Consider the following 18,209-nt stretch of genomic DNA (forward strand, 5'->3'; position numbering starts at 1 on the left):
GCAGACACACAGGAGTTACTAGAACATCATGGGCATCAGATTTTATGGTTACCGCCTTATAGCCCTGATTTGAATTCTATTGAAAAGACTTGGGCATGGATTAAGAAAAAGAGAAAAGAATGGCAAGAGGATTGTATTGATCGACTCTTTCAGATGTTTTTTCATTTTTGTATGAGTAATTAGATTGTTTGACTATATTACGCAATATTTTATTTATTTTGGGCAGCATTAGAATTTTTTTCTATTTATAGTTCATATTTGTGTGATTTTTTTCAGTTTAAATATATCTAATAAAAATCATATTAATTTGGTTTAGATGGTGAAAAAGGGTAAGGAAAAATATTTAATATTTCTTTTGCTATAAAATGATATATTTAAAAGTTCGTCATTTTCATAAAAAAAGATTAAAATAGTCCAAAGATGTATTGAATGTTGTAAGTGATATGAGCCAGACCAAAGCAAAAAAACCTGCTGTAAAACTTCCTTTTCCTATGAAGAAAGATGAAATGGACAAAGATACAGAAGCACATAATCAAGTAAGACCGAAACCTGAACAATATGCAGATCGGACTTGGATGCCTCCTAGAGGAACTCGTCGCTCCATGGGTAAGCGCTAAATATATCAATAGAGGTTATTGAAATTAATTCTCATTAACCTCTATTTTTTTAGAGTACCTTGTGTTATGTTATAACATATACTTTATGGAGTTTATTTTATGCAAGTATTATCATCACTAAAAAGTGCAAAACGCCGTTCAGCAGATTGTCAAATTGTTCGTCGTCGTGGAAAGCTTTACGTTATTTGTAAGTCAAATCCTCGATTTAAAGCTCGTCAAGGTTAAAATGCACGGTACCATTAAAAATAAAAAAGTGAGCATTGTCTCACTTTTTTATTAAGTTTGTTTTATGAATGATCTATTGGATGTTTTAATATTTTTTTCCCTTTCCATAAATCTATGAAGTCCTTTTCATTAAATTCGTAAATTTCCATAAAGATAAGTATCAGACTGGAAATCCACTGCTCTTTATTTTCAGGTGAGTATAGCTCTGGAATCTTGGATTTGACCTGATAAGTAATATCATCAATTTCGTATGTTCTATTTCTTCCATAACGATCGGTTGGAAAGATATCTTCATCTAAAATTTTATTTATAAGTGGTTTATAGATTCCACCTATCTCTAGTAAATTTTTCTCAGTTTCTTCTTTATATTGTATAAAAAACTGATGGATAAAAGATTGTGTTAAAGGTGGGTAAATAGTTTGGATATTTTCCTCTAAAAAAACTTGAAATGATTCGGGTAGAATAACGTTATTAGAAATACCTTTAAATAGAGGCGCAATTTTAGAGACGGGATTACCTGCTAGACCACAGCCTAAAGCTGTAATAAAGTACATTGTTGAAAGATGGTTTTGCGTATAAATTTTAAAATCGTCAATATAAGATACAATTTCTTCACAACTAAGTGGAGCCAAGCTTCGATCAAGAGTAGGGATAGCAAAACTTTGTCCCATCCACCCACGACTTACACCTTTTACAGCACCAAAATGCTGTTGAGCAATTCTTGCACCACCTTCTTCATGTCTTCCTGCTAAATCGCTTCCAAAAACAAAAATATGGTTTTCAGGTAAAGATTTAATGATGTGTTCATCGTGATACTGATATCGCATGCTTAGACTCATTCAGATACTTTCTTTTCATTTTATAATGTGATTGATCCACCTATCCGTCAAGATATATCCTTGAAGATTAAAAAATCAGTACAATATATATAAAAGCTTATAAACAAATAAAGAGAGATAAGAGTGAGTGATCATCAACCTTTTGAACTTGTAACAACCTATGAGCCAGCAGGAGACCAGCCTCAGGCAATTGAAAAACTCGTATCAGGTGTAAAAAAGGGGATGAAGAATCAACTGTTACTTGGTGTGACAGGGTCTGGAAAGACATATACTATGGCAAATGTAATTGCAGAGTTACAACGACCGACCATTATCATGGCACACAATAAAACACTCGCTGCACAGTTGTATGGAGAGTTTAAATCTTTCTTTCCTCACAATGCTGTTGAATATTTTGTAAGCTACTATGACTATTATCAACCAGAAGCTTATGTACCTTCTTCAGACACTTTCATTGAAAAAGATGCTGCGATTAATGATCATATTGATCAGATGAGATTGTCTGCCACACGCGCATTATTAGAAAGAAAAGACGCAATTATTATAGCATCTGTCTCGGCGATCTATGGTTTAGGTGATCCTGAAGCATATATGCAGATGTTATTGCATATTGTCGAAAATGACCGTACAAGTCGTGATGATATTATTCGTCGATTGGTAGAAATGCAGTATACACGTAACGATTTGGAGTTTTTACGCGGGACCTATCGTATACGTGGAGAGATTATTGATATTTTTCCAGCAGAATCAGAGCAATATGCGATTCGTATTGAACTTTTTGATGATGAAGTTGATTCAATAAGATGGTTTGATCCAATTAATGGGAAAATGATTCGGAAAGTACCTCGTGTGACGATTTATCCAAAAAGTCACTATGTAACGCCTAAAGATAATTTACAACGCGCCATTGGTACAATTAAAGACGAGCTAAAAGACCGTATAGCGTTTTTAAAAGCCCATGACAAATTGCTTGAGGCACAGCGTATTGAGCAAAGAACACGTTATGATTTAGAAATGATGCAACAGCTTGGTTATACCAATGGGATTGAAAATTATTCACGACATTTGTCTGGTCGAGAGGAAGGTGCTGCACCACCAACACTTTTTGACTATATTCCTGAAGATGCATTGTTAATTATTGATGAGTCTCATGTAACAATTCCTCAAATTGGCGCAATGTATAAAGGTGACCGTTCTAGAAAAGAAAATTTAGTGAATTATGGTTTCCGTTTACCAAGTGCATTGGATAACCGTCCTATGAAGTTTGAAGAGTGGGAACGTATTACTCCAACGACTTTGTATGTGAGTGCAACGCCTGCAATATATGAGTTAGAGCATGCAGAACAGGTGGTAGAACAAGTCGTTCGACCAACAGGATTAATTGACCCTGAAATAGAAGTACGCCCTGTATTAACACAAGTTGATGATGTGTTGTCTGAAATTAATTTACGCCGTGAGCAAGATGAGCGTGTTTTGATTACAACTTTGACTAAACGGATGGCTGAGGATCTAACTTCTTATTTAAAAGAATATGGGATTAAAGTTGCTTATTTACATTCAGATATTGATACCGTAGAGCGTGTTAAAATTATTCATGAACTACGTTCTGGTATTCATGACGTTTTAGTCGGTATTAACTTACTCCGTGAGGGGTTAGATATGCCAGAGGTTTCGCTTGTTGCAATTTTAGATGCAGATAAAGAAGGGTTTTTGCGATCAGAGCGTTCACTCATTCAAACTATAGGTCGTGCTGCGCGTAATATTAAAGGTAAAGCTATTTTATATGCAGACCGCATTACTGACTCAATGCGAAAAGCAATGGATGAAACCGAACGTCGTCGTGAAAAGCAGTTGGCCTTTAATGAAGAACATGGCATTACGCCACGAAGTGCGGTTAGACAGGTCGTTAAAGAGATTGATACTGGTGAAGTATTTGATGATGAAATACCTGTAGATATTCCAGTAAATTCTAAGCTAAGTGCAGATGAACAGCATATTGTTTCTGATCCTAAATTACTGGCCAAGCATTTGGCAAAACTTGAGAAAGAGATGTTAAAAGCATCCAAAGAGCTACAGTTTGAGCAAGCTGCAGAAATACGTGATCAAATAGTGACTTTAAAATCTCATCTTTTACAGTGATCTATTTTGAGATTTACATAAAAGAAGTAGTTTACTGTCTGGTTTGTCGCTATGTTTTGAATATAAAGTGAGGAATATAATGATGAAAAAAAGTCACAAAATTTTATGTTTGATTGGTGGGGTTGTTGGCGTAATGTGCTTGTTTAACGCTGTGCAAGCCAATACACAAACGGTAAAACCACCGATCACAGCTGTACATAAGTTGGACCTTACTAAATATCTGGGAACATGGTATGAAATTGCTAGAAAACCAATGTATTTTCAACGCCAATGCCTTAAAGATGTACAAGCAACCTATACATTAAATGTGAATGGAAACGTAGATGTTGAAAATTCATGCTTAAAACAAGGCGATGTTCGCAGTGTGGCTAAAGGTGAGGCATTTATTATGAATCCGCCGTACGATAGTCAACTGAAAGTAAGTTTTCTTCCAGATTCAATACGATGGTTACCTATAGGACGAGGTGATTACTGGGTGCTGAAAATTGATGAAAACTATCAAACAGTCATGGTGGGTGATCCAGCTAGGAAGTATTTATGGATACTTGCTAGAACACCTCATATTCACCCAGACGTTTGGCACGAGTATTTAAATTATGCTAAAGAAATTGGATATGATGTGAGTGATTTACACATTACAGAACAAACTGAAAGATAGTTGAATTCTTAAGGGAATATTAGACTAAATATATTTGGGTTTTTACTTGGTTTTAAAAACTAAATCATCTAGTTTAAGTGCGTTAGGTTATACCAACCTAACGCACTTTTCGTTCTACAGCTTGGAGTAGAGGTTTTATATGCTTAAAGGGATTTTGCTATCTGTTTTAGCCTCTAGTGTGTTTGGAATTTTATATTTCTATAGTCAGCTATTACATGCTTTTGATGGTTCGCAGGTGTTCGGTTGGCGTGTCATTTCTTTTTTACCATTTCTCACCTTATTTATGTGGCTTAGTCGTGACCTACATTATATTTCAGAGATTTTTCAAAGAATTCTAAAACAACCTCAGCTTATTTTAGGTGTGATTGGAACCGCGATATTGGGTGGGTTTCAATTGTGGTTGTTCTTATGGGGGCCTATGCATGGTAGAGGCATGCAAGTTTCTTTAGGATATTTTTTACTGCCTTTAGTTCTCGTACTTATTGGTGCTTTATTTTATAAAGAAAAATTATCTAACTTTCAGAAAATTGCTGTTGCTTGTGCAATTTTAGGTGTAGGCCATGAAATTTGGAAAGTTGGAAGCATTGCTTGGGAAACTGCACTGGTTGCTTTTGGTTATTCTGCCTACTTCTTTTTACGTAAAATTATAAAAACAGATCATTTAGGTGGGTTCTGGTTAGATAATATTTTAGCACTTCCTATAGCAATTTATTTTGTATCCACTTGGCAGGGTGGTTCACTCGGTACCATACTTTCATCACATCTAATTTTTATTATTACTGGACTGGGTATATTAAGTGCTATTGGATTGGGTTCATATATTTTAGCAAGTCGATATTTACCTATGGTTTTATTTGGACTACTTAGCTATTTAGAGCCTGTATTACTAGCACTCGCTTCACTCATGATCGGAGAAAAAATTAGTGGTGCTGAATTATTTACTTATATTCCAATTTGGTGTGCAGTTGCGATTTTGGTTTTTGAGGGTGTTTACCATATTTACAAACAACAACGCCGTCATGAAGATTTATTACTAAAAGTAGAAAAGCTTCCCAAGAGATTAAAGCGTGCACGTAAGCAACAAGATAAAGCCAGTTAAAACATATTTTCATCTAAAATTATTAAATTTATGCATGTTCGTGTAAATAGTATGCGGATATAAAAATAATTCACCATATCAATATTCATGAAATCAGGTACAATATGCCACAATAGTTTGTTTTATAGAATCAGAGGATTGGCAGATGCGCTTTGTTGATGAAGCAGTCATTACCGTAGAGGCTGGCGACGGAGGCAATGGCGTGGCCAGTTTTCGCCGTGAGAAGTTTGTACCGTTTGGTGGCCCTGATGGTGGCGATGGTGGTCGAGGTGGAAGTGTATACATACAAGCCGATGAAAATACCAGCACATTAGTTGACTTCCGTTATACTCGTAGATTCCGTGCAGAACGTGGGAAAAATGGTTCAGGTGCAAACTGTGCAGGGCGTGGTGCACCTGACGTTATACTATATGTTCCTGTAGGTACGACCATTGTAGATACAGATTCAGGTGATATTATTGGTGATCTAGTAGCGCAAGGCCAGCGTGTCTTAGTTGCACAAGGTGGCGATGGTGGTTTAGGAAATACACATTTCAAATCTTCTACGAACCGCGCACCACGTAAATTTACGACAGGTATTAAAGGCGAATTCAGAGAAATTCGTTTAGAACTGAAAGTTCTTGCAGACGTAGGTTTACTTGGAATGCCAAATGCGGGTAAATCTACATTTATTCGTGCAGTTTCTGCTGCAAAACCAAAAGTTGCTGACTATCCATTTACTACAATGGTACCTAACTTAGGTGTTGTCGATGCAGACCGTCATCGCTCTTTTGTTATGGCTGATATTCCAGGGCTTATTGAAGGCGCTTCAGATGGTGCAGGTTTAGGTATTCGTTTCTTAAAACACCTTGCAAGAACAAGAATCCTTTTACATATTGTCGATGTGCAACCTATTGATGGTTCTGACCCTACACATAATGCAAAAGCAATTCTGAATGAACTGAAAAAATTCTCACCAACACTTTCGAAGCTTCCAGTTGTTCTTGTTTTAAATAAACTTGATCAATTGGATGAAGCAACACGTGACGAATGGTGTGACTATATTCTAAATGAATTACAGTGGGATGGTCCGACATTTAAGACTTCAGGGCTACTAGAAAGTGGTACTAAAGAAGTTGTGTATTACTTAATGGATCAAATTGAGCAACAGCGTGAAAGAGAGCTTGAAGATCCTGAGTATGCTGCACAAATGAAGGCTTTCCGTGATCAATTAGAAGAAGAAACTCGTGAGCAAACACTTGCGGCTAAAGAAGCATATCGTGCACAGCGTCGTGCGCAACGTTTAGGTTTAGACGATGAAGACGACGATAATGACGATGATGATAACGAAATGGAAGTATATTACGTACGTTAAGTACGATTGAGGAGATATGATTAAGGTAGTAGATGGGCAACGCCAGCTCGAAAATTGTAAGCGAATCGTTGTTAAAATTGGCTCATCCTTGCTTACGGCAAATGGCCAAGGTTTAGATATTGATGCAATTACCCATTGGGTGCATCAGATTGCCAAATTGCATAACGCTGGACATGAAATTATTCTTGTTTCTTCTGGTGCTGTTGCAGAAGGCATGGTTCGTATGAAACTTACCGAGCGACCCTCAGACCTACCTAGTCTCCAAGCATGTGCAGCTATTGGTCAAATGGGACTTGTGCAGACATGGTCTTCTATTTTAGAAGAACATGATATTCAAACTGCACAAGTTTTATTAACACATGACGATTTGACGGATCGTCAACGCTATTTAAACTCTTGCGATGCATTACAACATTTAATAGATTGGCGTGTGATTCCAGTCATTAATGAAAATGATACGGTATCTACAGGCGATATTAAGTTTGGTGATAATGATACGCTTGCAGCCATGGTTGCAGGTCAGGTTAATGCAGACTTACTTATTATTTTGACTGATCAACAGGGTATGTTTAATGCGGATCCTCGCTCAAATCCTGACGCACAACTACTGTCTACAGTACCTGCATTAGATGAAGAATTGTTTAGCATGGCTGGTGGAGGTGGTGCTTTAGGAACCGGTGGTATGGTGACTAAAGTAAAAGCTGCACGGTTAGCCGCGCGTTCTGGTTGCCCGACCATTGTTGCAAGTGGAGAGCGTGACGAAGTGCTATCTAAGCTTATGGCAGGAGATGAGCTTGGAACATTGTTTGTCGCAGATAGCGATCCAATTACTGCACGTCAACAGTGGCTTGCAGCACACTCTCAAACAGCCGGATGCTTAGTTTTAGATAATGGTGCGGTTGAAGCTATTACATTAAAACACCGTAGCTTACTACCTGTTGGTGTTCGTTTTATTGAAGGCGAATTCGAACGTGGGGATGTTGTAGAATGTGTAGATTTAAAAGGTAAACGAGTTGCTGTAGGTATAGTGAATTTTAGTTCACGCTATGCCGATATTGTGAAGGGGCTTTCTTCAGAAAAAGTACAACAAGTGTTGGGTGAAGTTCGTTCATTTGAAATGATTCACCGTAACCACATGGCAATTTATTGAATAAGTAAAAAAAGACCATATACATAATCGTGTATGGTCTTTTTATTTAATTTTTGTTGTGATAATTCACACTAATATCAAAAATTGGATTACCTTCTTGGTCATTTACAGTGACTGAGCCTTCGTGGAATATAGAGATTAAAGCGCCTGTTAAAAGTAAACTATCGTAGGTCATATCTTTTTCGATAGGGTTGCCATTTTGATCTTTACTACGTAGTGATATTTTGGGTTCTGTTTCGGATAAATGTAATTTCATAAAAAATAAAAGATTTTGAATCTCTAAAAATTATACAAATAAATACGAGTTTTACAAAATTGTGCTGCGTTTATTTTAATCAATAAAAGCAATATACTTTCATAATAAAAAAAATTACAATGCGCAATTATGGCTTATTCTGGCTATGTCTTGGGTTTTATTGTTCTATATGAAAAATTCTTTTCTATTTTCTCGTATTTCTTTAATAGTTTTATTATCTACAGGGTTAATGGCTTGTGGTGGGCATTCTGTTTTATCATCAGATGATGATTCCATCATGAATACAAAGCAAATAAAATCTCTCATTCCTTCACATGTCCGCCAAAGAGATTCATGGGCACATGATATGAATGAAATTATGGATACTTTAAAAATAGAAAAGTCTAAAGAGAATGTCTGTAGCATTGTTGCCATTGTAGATCAAGAATCTAATTTTATAGCTAATCCTCAGGTGCCAGGTTTAGGTCAAAAGGCGATTAAGGAAGTACATAATAGACTAGAAGAAAAGTTTACCGATAAATTGGGGGATAAGCTAGGTCGAGCAGTTGCTGTATACTTCCAAGATGTTTTAAAAAATCAACCTACACCGAATAACAGTTATTTAAGCCAAATGAAAAAGGTGAAAACAGAAAAAGACTTAGACATATTGTATCGTCAAATTTTTGACTATATGACAAAACATTACCATGTGAGCGCAATTACAGGTGTCGCAAAATTTGTTGGCCAAGATATTGGTGAGCGTATGAATCCAATTACGACTTTGGGCTCTATGCAAGTGCAGGTGAGTTATGCTCAAGAATATAATCGAAATAATTTGAATATTTATCAGTTGAGAGATGATCTATATACGCAATATGGTGGATTGTATTATGGTATACATCGTTTAATGTTGTATTCGACGGATTACAACAAACCGATTTACCGATTTGCAGATTATAATTCAGGTATGTATTCTAGTCGTAATGCTGCATTTCAGCAGAGTCTTAAAAAACTTACAAAAATGGACTTAGCTTTAGATGGCGATTTATTGCTTTATAATAAAGATGGTAAGCCGCAAAATGCCAAAAGTCAGTCTGAAATTGCATTAACTAAACTATTTAGTGAGAATGGTATTATTATTACTCCTAAAAAACTACGTGCAGACTTAAAAGAGGAGAAAGAGCAATCATTTGAGAATACACAATCTTATCTTGCTGTACAAAGACTATATCAAGAAAAAATAGGTAAGAAGCCACCCTATGCGATTATGCCAGAAGTGATTATTTCTGGACCTAAATTAAGTAGAGAATATAATACAAACTGGTATGCCACACGTGTAAATACAAGATATGAATCTTGTATGCGACGCGCTAGAAATTTACATTAAATATGAAAAAACAATCACTCGCATTATTTGATTTTGATGGAACTCTTTACTTAAGAGATAGTTTTACTAAATTTATTTTTTATGTTTTAAAGTCTCATTATGTTATTGCAAAAGGAATTGCACTTATTCCATGGGTAAAAAAGTACTATTTAAATTTGTATCCTGCTCCAGATATGAGAAAAAAACTTTTTTATACAATGTTTGAAGGCCTAGATGCAAAACAGATTCATGCTGATGGTGAGAACTATGCAAAAACTTTATTGGCAGATTTTAATCCTATTTTATGGGCACAGTTAAAACAACATCAGGCTTTGGGTCATCGAATTGTTCTTGTATCTGCTTCTGTGGATCTATATTTGAAACCTTTATGTGATTTACTAGATATTGATCTTATTTGCTCTAAAGTAGAAATAGTAAATGGTTTGCTTACTGGACTCTATATGGGGGAAGACTGCAGTAGCGATGAAAAGAAAAAACAAATTATGAAAAAATATGCCATTAATGATTATGATATCGTGTATGGATATGGAAATACGCATGAGGATCATGCGATGTTGTCGCTTGCTCATCATAGTTTTATTGTTGGGAAAGATGATAAATTACCAAGAATTTCTAATTAATATCAGGGCAAAGGATGGCATGGCGTGATTGAATTATTTATCCCTTTTCTTGTGGCAATTTTCGTTTTAACGATTACACCTGGTTTAGATACAACCTTAATTATTAGAACAGCCAGTTTAGAAACTCAATCGAAAGCAATGCAAACTGCTATGGGTGTAAGCTTTGGTTGCATCGTTTGGGGAGCTATTGTGGCTTGTGGATTAGGGGCATTACTTGCGACTTCTGCAGTTGCATTTAATATTTTAAAATGGATAGGAGCAATATACTTAAGTTGGCTTGGCATAAAAATACTGTTGAATCCTAGATGTGCGATCGAAGATAATATTTTAGATAAAAAACAACAAAGAAACTGGTTTTTAAAAGGCTTTCTTACCAATATTTTAAATCCTAAAGTTGGTATATTTTATATTTCATTTTTACCTCAATTTATACCTAAAGGTGGAAACGTTGAGTTTTGGGTAATGTTGTTGGTATTAACGCATGTAATAATTAGCTTAATTTGGTCTTTTACACTTATTAAATTGATGAAGCCGATTTCAAAATATTTAAAGCAACCCCGTATTGTTAAAAACTTAGATCGGTTGACAGGATCAATCTTTATATTATTTGCAATAAAACTTGCAATGACTAAGCGCTAAATATAATGTTTTATTTGCACAATTTGCTGACAATAGTAATTTTGTTCTGAAGAGGACGTCATTTAAGTCATACTTTGTATGCAAAATATTCTGAAACCATTAAACAATTTTCTATAAAATCTATGTTTTTTAGGCATAAATGTTATACTGTGGCGTTATTAAGATTTTATTTCTTTGCACGTCATGGGTACTTAAGTTAATAAGTACATGATTGTGTACATATATTTTGAGTGATCCATGGTTGTAACTAAAAAATCCGTAAAAATCAGTAACATACGAAACTTCTCTATTATTGCACATATTGACCATGGTAAATCTACTTTGGCAGACCGTTTTATTCAGATGTGTGGTGCACTCCAAGACCGTGAAATGCAATCACAATTTTTGGATTCGATGGATTTAGAGCGTGAGCGTGGAATTACAATCAAAGCAGCTTCTGTAACGCTGTATTATACGCATCCAAAAACCGGTGAAGAATACCAACTTAATTTTATTGATACTCCAGGGCACGTAGACTTTTCATATGAAGTATCTCGTTCTTTGGCTGCTTGTGAAGGCGCATTACTTGTTGTAGATGCAGCACAAGGTGTAGAAGCACAATCCGTTGCAAACTGCTACACAGCGATAGATCAGGGGCTAGAAGTTCTTCCAATTCTAAATAAGATTGACTTACCTCAAGCAGAGCCTGAGCGTGTTATTCATGAAATTGAAGAAATTATTGGTATTGAAGCTACCGATGCGCCGACATGTTCAGCAAAAACAGGAATGGGTGTTGAAGGTGTTCTAGAAACTTTAGTTGAGGTAATTCCTGCACCTGAAGGTGATAGAGAGGCAGATTTACAAGCGCTAATTGTAGACTCATGGTTTGATAACTATTTAGGTGTAGTATCGTTAGTTCGAGTAAAACAAGGCCGTATTAAGAAAGGCGATAAAATGCTGATTAAATCTACAGGTCAGTCACATATAGTGACCTCTGTAGGTGTATTTAGTCCAAAGCATACAGAAACAGGTATGTTAGAAGCGGGCGAAGTTGGCTTTGTAATTGCAGGTATTAAAAATATTTTTGGTGCACCTGTCGGCGATACGATTACGCTTACATCTACCCCAGATGTAAAATCATTACCAGGTTTCAAAAAAGTAAAACCGCAGGTTTATGCGGGTCTTTTTCCAATTGATGCAAGCGATTTCGAACCATTTCGTGAAGCATTACAAAAATTACAAATTAACGATTCTGCGCTTTTCTTTGAACCTGAAAGCTCAGATGCGCTTGGTTTTGGTTTCCGTTGTGGCTTCTTAGGTATGCTACATATGGAAATCGTACAAGAGCGTCTAGAACGTGAGTATGATCTAGACTTAATTACATCTGCACCTACTGTAATTTATGAAGCAGTAACCAAGTCTGGTGAAACCATTCATATTGACAGCCCTTCAAAAATGCCTGATGGGGGAACAGTTGAAGATCTACGTGAACCTATTGCAGAATGTCATATTCTAGTACCTAAAGAGTATCTAGGTAATGTGATTACATTATGTATAGAACGTCGTGGTATACAAAAAGACATGAAATACTTAGGTAATCAAGTGTCAGTTACTTTTGATGTACCTATGGCTGAAGTCGTTATGGATTTCTTTGATCGCCTAAAATCATGTTCACGAGGATTCGCATCGTTAGATTACAACTTTGTTCGTTTTCAAAGCTCAAGCTTGGTTAAAGTTGATGTACTCATTAATGGCGATAAAGTAGATGCATTAGCAATGATTTGTCACCGTAATGAAGCTCGTCATCGTGGCAATTCGCTTGTTGAAAAAATGAAAGAGCTTATTCCTCGTCAAATGTTTGATGTTGCCATTCAAGCGGCTATTGGGGCACAGATTATTGCTCGTTCAACAGTAAAGGCAATGCGTAAGAACGTGTTAGCAAAATGTTATGGCGGTGATGTTTCACGTAAGAAAAAATTGCTGTCTAAGCAAAAAGAAGGTAAAAAACGTATGAAGCAAGTGGGGAGTGTAGAAATTCCACAGGAAGCTTTCTTAGCAGCATTACAAGTCGATAAAAAATAAGGTTTAAAAGTTCATGGATTTTGATTTTAATTTAATCCTCGTTCCCGTTACTTTAATTCTATTTATTGTATGGTTACTTGATAAATTTGTTTTTAAACAAAGAGAAGCTAGAGGGCGTGGTAATGAAAATTTTATCATTACATGGGCTTATGACTTTTGGCCAGTCTTGGCGGTAGTATTAGTCTTGCGCTCATTTTTCTTTGAGCCATTTAATATTCCTTCAGACTCTATGGTACCAACACTAGAAACTGGCGATTATATTCTTGTAAACAAGTTTGATTATGGTGTTAGATTACCAATTGCGAACACTAAAGTTATTCAAGTCGGTGAGCCAGAACGTGGACAGGTATTTGTATTTCGTTACCCTCTAAAACCGAGTATTAGCTACATTAAGCGTGTTGTTGGTTTACCTGGTGACCATATTAAATATACAAACAATACGTTATATATTAATGGTCAGCAGATTGCGACGACCACTGCATCGCTAAATCGTGAAAAAGACAGTTTATCTTCTTTTAAAGCAAATTATACTTTAGAAACTTTAGGTACGCATCAGCATTGGGTGAGACATTTATCTGATCGCAATCCACTAATTGAACAATTTAATTATGCGATGAGTACGGGAAATCAATCACTTATTCCATTTGTCGTAAAAGACAATCAAACTTTTGTTAAAAGTGATGGAAATGATTGGGAAGTAACAGTGCCGCAAGGACATTACTTTGCTATGGGTGACAACCGAGATGAGAGTTCGGACAGTCGTTTTTGGGGTTTTGTACCTGAAGAAAACTTGATTGGTCGAGCTGTATATATCTGGATGCATAAAGAGCCGGGTTTACACCTACCAAGCTTTAGCAGAAATGGTACAATTAAGTAGTTACTGATAAAATCATGAGCTGATATATTTATATCGATTCAGGTTCTGTTGTAATGTGATGGTTGTTTGTATTTTAGAGGGAAGCTATCAAGGCTTCCCTGAATTTATCTATAGAAATTTAAAATACCAAGAGCCATTACAAAATTAAGGAAATAAAGCATTCGCTTTTAAGTATTCATTATTTAACTTTAGAGAATAGTTTTGACCAAAGGACAGTCCAGGCTAAACAATCAGCGTTTAGCTTTACAAATTGGTTATGAGTTTAAAAATACAGAGTTATTAAAACTTGCGTTAACCCATAGATCAGTCAGTCATAAATATAACTATGAGCGTCTAGAGTTCTTAGGTGACTCATTGTTAGGTATGATAATCGCAAATTATTTATACCATGCTTATCCTCATGAAAATGAGGGACGTTTAACACGCATGCGTGCTAGTCTTGTCAGACAAGAAGCTTTGGGCAAAATTGCAAACGATTTGAAACTTAGTCCGTATATGATTATGAGTACGGGAGAGTTGAAATCAGGTGGTCATCATCGGGAGTCTATTCTGGCAGATACGGTGGAAGCGATTATTGGTGCAATTTATGTAGACTGTGAGAGTTTGGACTTTTTAAAGAAAATTGTTCTCACATGGTATCAGCCTTATCTAAGTCACATTGAACCGACGGATCAGCTCAAAGATCCAAAATCTCGACTACAAGAGTATCTACAAGCACGTAAAAAACCTTTGCCAATATATGAAGTGACAGATATCCAAGGCGATGCACCAAATCAACACTTTAAAGTGGTTTGCCGTGTAGAGGATTTTTCTGTAACAGAAGGGCAAGGGAGTAGCCGTCGATTTGCTGAGCAAGCAGCAGCGGCTGAAATTTTGAAATTATTGGAGCACAAAACTGCATGACAATGTCATCCGATCAAAACCATGATGATAACAATGCATCTGCTGAAAAACACGATTTGATTGATCAGTTTTTTAGTTCACAAAATATAGAAATTCCTGCGGATTTTAAAAGTGGATTCGTAGCGATTGTTGGTCGTCCAAATGTTGGTAAGTCAACATTAATGAACCACTTACTGGGTCAAAAACTTTCTATTACTTCACGTAAACCTCAAACGACAAGACATAAAATTGTTGGTATCGATTCTCGTGAGAAGTCACAAGCAGTTTATGTAGATACACCAGGAATGCATAAGAAAGAAGTACGCGCAATCAATAAAATGATGAACCGTGCTGCAAACTCTGCACTTCGTGATGTAAATCTTGTTCTATTCGTTGTAGATGGTCATAAGTGGACACAAAACGATGAGCTTGTATTAGAAAAGCTTCAAAATGCAGAAATGCCTGTCATTCTTGTTATCAATAAAATTGATACATTAGAAGATCGTAAAATGCTTCTACCACTTATTCAAGAACGCACAAAATTAATGAATTTTGTTGAAATTGTTCCTGTATCTGCTTTGCGTGGTGCAAATTTAGAACATCTTCGCGATATTATTGAAAAATATCTTCCATTCTCTCAGCCACTTTATTCTTTCGATCAGGTTACAGATCGTTCTGAACGTTTTCTTGCAAGCGAAATTATTCGTGAAAAGATTATGCGTCAGTTAGGTGAAGAGTTACCATACGACTTGACGGTTCAAATTGAAACGTTTAAAACTGAAGAACCAGTATTAAATAAAAAAACTGGAAAGCTAAAGCCGGCATGTACATATATCGATGCAACTATTTTTGTGGATAGATCAGGACAAAAAGCAATCGTTATTGGTGATAAAGGTGCTAAGCTTAAAAAGATTGGGATGGAAGCACGCTTAGATATGGAAAAAATGTTTGAGCAGAAAATTATGCTGACGCTCTGGGTTAAAATTAAAGGCGGTTGGTCTGATGACGAGCGCGCTCTAAAAAGTCTAGGCTATAGCGATATATAAATAAAAAAGGTGAAGTCATGACAAAATGGGTATGTGTAATTGCAACAATGTTGCTATTACAAGGCTGTATTACGAGTGTTGTGACTTTACCTGTGAAAGTGGCATATAAAACGACCAAAGGTGTAGTGAAAGGAACAACAGCAGTTGTGAAAGCTGCAATACCTGATGGTGATGATCACGAAGATAAAAAAGATTAATATCAAATGCGTAATGAAGTTTTACATGGGTATTTAATTCATTATCGTAAGTATAGAGAACGAAGTCATATTGTTCATTTTTTTAGTCATGAATATGGACGTATAGATGGTATTCTACGGCAGGCAATTCCTCCTTTATTTCAACCTGTACAACTCCTAGCATCTGGAAAGTCTGAACTTAAAAACTTCAGTCAATTGGAAATTGATAGCCAACCTATTTTCTTCCATGGTGACGCATATTTTTGTGGGTTCTATTTAAACGAACTGCTACTTAAACTTTGTTTGGTTGAAGAAGCTATGCCTAAGACATATTTACAATATCATTATTCGATAGAACAACTACAGTTTTTAAGCCAGCAAAGTAATGGAAAAGATTTTATTCGTCAGTTACTTAGGAAATTTGAATATGTTTTCTTAGGGGAGTTGGGATACGATTTAGACTATACAAAAAATTCATTTAATCACCCAATTGAATTAGATAAAAAATATGTATTTAGCCTAAGCGATGGGTTTATTTTAAAAAATGAGGACGATCACGGCTTTGAAGGAAGTCAGATACTCTCAATGCAATCCTATCAATTTAACGAAAATTTTAATGTGTCTCAGCTTAAGTTTCTGAGTAGCCTTTATCGACAATTAATTACCTCTTTACTTGGCGATCGTCCTCTAAAAAGTCGTCAATTATGGATACAGCATCATCAACTTCAAAATTAAACAGGAATATTTATGTCTATCTTACTTGGCGTTAATATTGATCATGTTGCAACTTTAAGGCAAGCCCGAGGTACAACATATCCCGATCCAGTAAAAGCGGCATTACTTTGTGAAGAAGCCGGTGCAGAAGGAATTACGTTACACTTGAGGGAAGACCGTCGTCATATACAAGATGATGATGTAAGACGTATGAGACCTTTACTCAAAACAAGAATGAACCTTGAAATGGCTGTGACAGATGAAATGGTGGCATTTGCAAAAGAAGTGAAGCCACATCATATTTGTTTTGTACCAGAACGACGCCAAGAGCTAACGACTGAAGGTGGTTTAGACGTAGTATCACAATTAGAAAAAATTAAAGCAGCAACATCATCATTAAAAGATATCGGGTGTGATGTATCTTTGTTTATTGATGCAGATGAGCAACAAATTGATGCTGCTGTTGCATGCGGTGCACCAACAATTGAGTTACATACAGGTGCATATGCAGATGCTGAAAGTTTAGAAGTACAGAATACAGAATTAAAACGCATTGCTCATGCAGCAAAATATGCTGCTAGTAAAGGTTTAGTTGTTAATGCAGGTCATGGTTTAACATTACAAAATGTGGGTTTAATCGCGAAAATTCCAGAAATTCATGAGTTAAATATTGGTCATTCGATTATTGCTGAAAGCGTTTTTGTCGGATTGACAACGGCTGTTTCACAAATGAAAGCAGCTATTTTAGCTGAGAGATAACAATGTCAATAGTGAAATTTGAAGAACTCATGAAGCCAGTCATTGGCTTCTTAGGTTGTGAAACACCTAAAGCATGGCTTGATATAGCAATAACTAATCTTGAATTGCTTATGCAAGATCATGCCAATTGTGAAAAAAAAGCAGCGGGAACAGCAATGAATCTAATGTTCCGCTACAGCTTTTTTAATGATCTACAAGTGAAACTTGCCCAGCTTGTACGTGAAGAAATGCTACATTATGAGCAGGTATTGGATTTAATGAAAGCACGAGGGCAGGCTTGGCAAGCCTTAAGTGCAGGGCGTTATGCAGCAGGTTTAAGAAAGCATATTCGAACATATGAACCAGAAGCATTGATCGATATTCTTGTTGTTGGTGCATTTGTAGAGGCACGCTCATGTGAACGATTTTATGCTTTGGCACCTTTGGTAGATGATGAATTAGGGCGTTATTATCGTTATTTACTCAAATCTGAGTCGAGACATTACGAAGATTATTTAGCACTAGCAATGGATGTTGCTCAAACGAGTAAGATGAAAAATCCAAAAGAAGATATTCAACAGCGTATTGACTATTTTAGAGAAATAGAAAAAGATCTCATTTTATCGCCTGATAATGTATTTAGATTCCATAGTGGAGTACCAAAAAATAGCTGAGTAATACTCAGCTATTTTTAATTTTTATTCTTTTAAAATAAGAAAAGCCCATAATAAGTATTATGGGCTTTTCTGAATC

At 36.0% G+C, this 18,209-nt stretch carries 21 protein-coding genes; 19 read left to right on the plus strand and 2 right to left on the minus strand.

Annotated features, from left to right (window positions below; genetic code table 11):
- The 3 genes from I2F23_RS09305 to ykgO form a co-directional block, all read left to right on the plus strand.
- A partial coding sequence (locus I2F23_RS09305; protein ID WP_195772328.1) for a transposase occupies nucleotides 1-183 on the plus strand: 183 nt, incomplete at its 5' end.
- A gap of 260 nt (nucleotides 184-443) precedes the next feature.
- Nucleotides 444-617: a hypothetical protein gene (locus I2F23_RS09310; protein ID WP_195772329.1), complete on the plus strand. Its 174-nt coding sequence runs from the start codon at nucleotides 444-446 to the stop codon at nucleotides 615-617.
- A 99-nt stretch (nucleotides 618-716) separates the two neighbouring features.
- Nucleotides 717-842 carry a type B 50S ribosomal protein L36 gene (ykgO, locus tag I2F23_RS09315; RefSeq protein WP_023272165.1) on the plus strand — a complete coding sequence of 42 codons (126 nt, stop codon included), beginning with the start codon at nucleotides 717-719 and terminating at the stop codon, nucleotides 840-842.
- A gap of 62 nt (nucleotides 843-904) precedes the next feature.
- On the opposite strand, the gene I2F23_RS09320 is transcribed toward ykgO, so the two are convergent.
- Complete coding sequence (locus I2F23_RS09320) at nucleotides 905-1,669, minus strand: A1S_2505 family phage non-structural protein (protein WP_195772330.1); 765 nt, start codon at nucleotides 1,667-1,669, stop codon at nucleotides 905-907.
- 135 nt (nucleotides 1,670-1,804) lie between these two features.
- Here I2F23_RS09320 and uvrB point away from each other — a divergent pair, with 135 nt between their 5' ends.
- From uvrB to proB, 5 genes are all read left to right on the plus strand, one after another.
- Complete coding sequence (gene uvrB, locus I2F23_RS09325; protein ID WP_195772331.1) at nucleotides 1,805-3,820, plus strand: excinuclease ABC subunit UvrB; 2,016 nt, start codon at nucleotides 1,805-1,807, stop codon at nucleotides 3,818-3,820.
- Between the two features lie 79 nt (nucleotides 3,821-3,899).
- Complete coding sequence (locus tag I2F23_RS09330; protein WP_407648015.1) at nucleotides 3,900-4,478, plus strand: lipocalin family protein; 579 nt, start codon at nucleotides 3,900-3,902, stop codon at nucleotides 4,476-4,478.
- A 139-nt stretch (nucleotides 4,479-4,617) separates the two neighbouring features.
- A complete protein-coding gene (rarD, locus tag I2F23_RS09335; RefSeq protein ID WP_195772333.1) occupies nucleotides 4,618-5,577 on the plus strand; it encodes an EamA family transporter RarD in 960 nt (319 codons plus the stop codon).
- 145 nt (nucleotides 5,578-5,722) lie between these two features.
- Nucleotides 5,723-6,931: an Obg family GTPase CgtA gene (cgtA, locus tag I2F23_RS09340; RefSeq protein WP_195772334.1), complete on the plus strand. Its 1,209-nt coding sequence runs from the start codon at nucleotides 5,723-5,725 to the stop codon at nucleotides 6,929-6,931.
- Between the two features lie 16 nt (nucleotides 6,932-6,947).
- Entirely contained in the window at nucleotides 6,948-8,081 is a 1,134-nt protein-coding gene (proB, locus tag I2F23_RS09345) for a glutamate 5-kinase (protein WP_195772335.1), read from the plus strand.
- A 46-nt stretch (nucleotides 8,082-8,127) separates the two neighbouring features.
- Here proB and I2F23_RS09350 read toward each other — a convergent pair whose 3' ends face one another.
- A complete protein-coding gene (locus tag I2F23_RS09350) occupies nucleotides 8,128-8,337 on the minus strand; it encodes a hypothetical protein (protein WP_195772336.1) in 210 nt (69 codons plus the stop codon).
- A 169-nt stretch (nucleotides 8,338-8,506) separates the two neighbouring features.
- Here I2F23_RS09350 and I2F23_RS09355 point away from each other — a divergent pair, with 169 nt between their 5' ends.
- From I2F23_RS09355 to miaE, 11 genes are all read left to right on the plus strand, one after another.
- Entirely contained in the window at nucleotides 8,507-9,703 is a 1,197-nt protein-coding gene (locus I2F23_RS09355) for a DUF1615 family protein (protein ID WP_195772337.1), read from the plus strand.
- 2 nt (nucleotides 9,704-9,705) lie between these two features.
- Nucleotides 9,706-10,323, plus strand: a complete 618-nt coding sequence (locus I2F23_RS09360) for an HAD-IB family phosphatase (protein ID WP_195772338.1) — start codon at nucleotides 9,706-9,708, stop codon at nucleotides 10,321-10,323.
- Nucleotides 10,324-10,347: 24 nt separating this feature from the next.
- The gene (locus I2F23_RS09365) at nucleotides 10,348-10,962 is read left to right on the plus strand and encodes a LysE family translocator (RefSeq protein ID WP_195772339.1); all 615 of its coding nucleotides are present in this window, start codon (nucleotides 10,348-10,350) and stop codon (nucleotides 10,960-10,962) included.
- Nucleotides 10,963-11,199: 237 nt separating this feature from the next.
- On the plus strand, nucleotides 11,200-13,023 hold the full coding sequence (gene lepA / locus I2F23_RS09370) for a translation elongation factor 4 (RefSeq protein WP_195772340.1): 1,824 nt from the start codon (nucleotides 11,200-11,202) through the stop codon (nucleotides 13,021-13,023).
- 13 nt (nucleotides 13,024-13,036) lie between these two features.
- On the plus strand, nucleotides 13,037-13,900 hold the full coding sequence (gene lepB / locus I2F23_RS09375) for a signal peptidase I (RefSeq protein WP_195772341.1): 864 nt from the start codon (nucleotides 13,037-13,039) through the stop codon (nucleotides 13,898-13,900).
- Nucleotides 13,901-14,101: 201 nt separating this feature from the next.
- On the plus strand, nucleotides 14,102-14,803 hold the full coding sequence (gene rnc / locus I2F23_RS09380; RefSeq protein WP_195772342.1) for a ribonuclease III: 702 nt from the start codon (nucleotides 14,102-14,104) through the stop codon (nucleotides 14,801-14,803).
- Nucleotides 14,804-14,805: 2 nt separating this feature from the next.
- Nucleotides 14,806-15,828 carry a GTPase Era gene (gene era, locus I2F23_RS09385; RefSeq protein ID WP_195772360.1) on the plus strand — a complete coding sequence of 341 codons (1,023 nt, stop codon included), beginning with the start codon at nucleotides 14,806-14,808 and terminating at the stop codon, nucleotides 15,826-15,828.
- A gap of 17 nt (nucleotides 15,829-15,845) precedes the next feature.
- Nucleotides 15,846-16,025: an NF038104 family lipoprotein gene (locus I2F23_RS09390; protein ID WP_195772343.1), complete on the plus strand. Its 180-nt coding sequence runs from the start codon at nucleotides 15,846-15,848 to the stop codon at nucleotides 16,023-16,025.
- 6 nt (nucleotides 16,026-16,031) lie between these two features.
- Nucleotides 16,032-16,739: a DNA repair protein RecO gene (gene recO / locus I2F23_RS09395; protein ID WP_195772344.1), complete on the plus strand. Its 708-nt coding sequence runs from the start codon at nucleotides 16,032-16,034 to the stop codon at nucleotides 16,737-16,739.
- 12 nt (nucleotides 16,740-16,751) lie between these two features.
- Nucleotides 16,752-17,477: a pyridoxine 5'-phosphate synthase gene (pdxJ, locus tag I2F23_RS09400; protein WP_195772345.1), complete on the plus strand. Its 726-nt coding sequence runs from the start codon at nucleotides 16,752-16,754 to the stop codon at nucleotides 17,475-17,477.
- A gap of 2 nt (nucleotides 17,478-17,479) precedes the next feature.
- A complete protein-coding gene (miaE, locus tag I2F23_RS09405; RefSeq protein ID WP_195772346.1) occupies nucleotides 17,480-18,130 on the plus strand; it encodes a tRNA-(ms[2]io[6]A)-hydroxylase in 651 nt (216 codons plus the stop codon).
- The last annotated feature ends 79 nt before the right edge of the window (nucleotides 18,131-18,209 follow it).

The organism is Acinetobacter pollinis (assembly GCF_015627175.1).
GTDB classification, from domain to species: domain Bacteria; phylum Pseudomonadota; class Gammaproteobacteria; order Pseudomonadales; family Moraxellaceae; genus Acinetobacter; species Acinetobacter pollinis.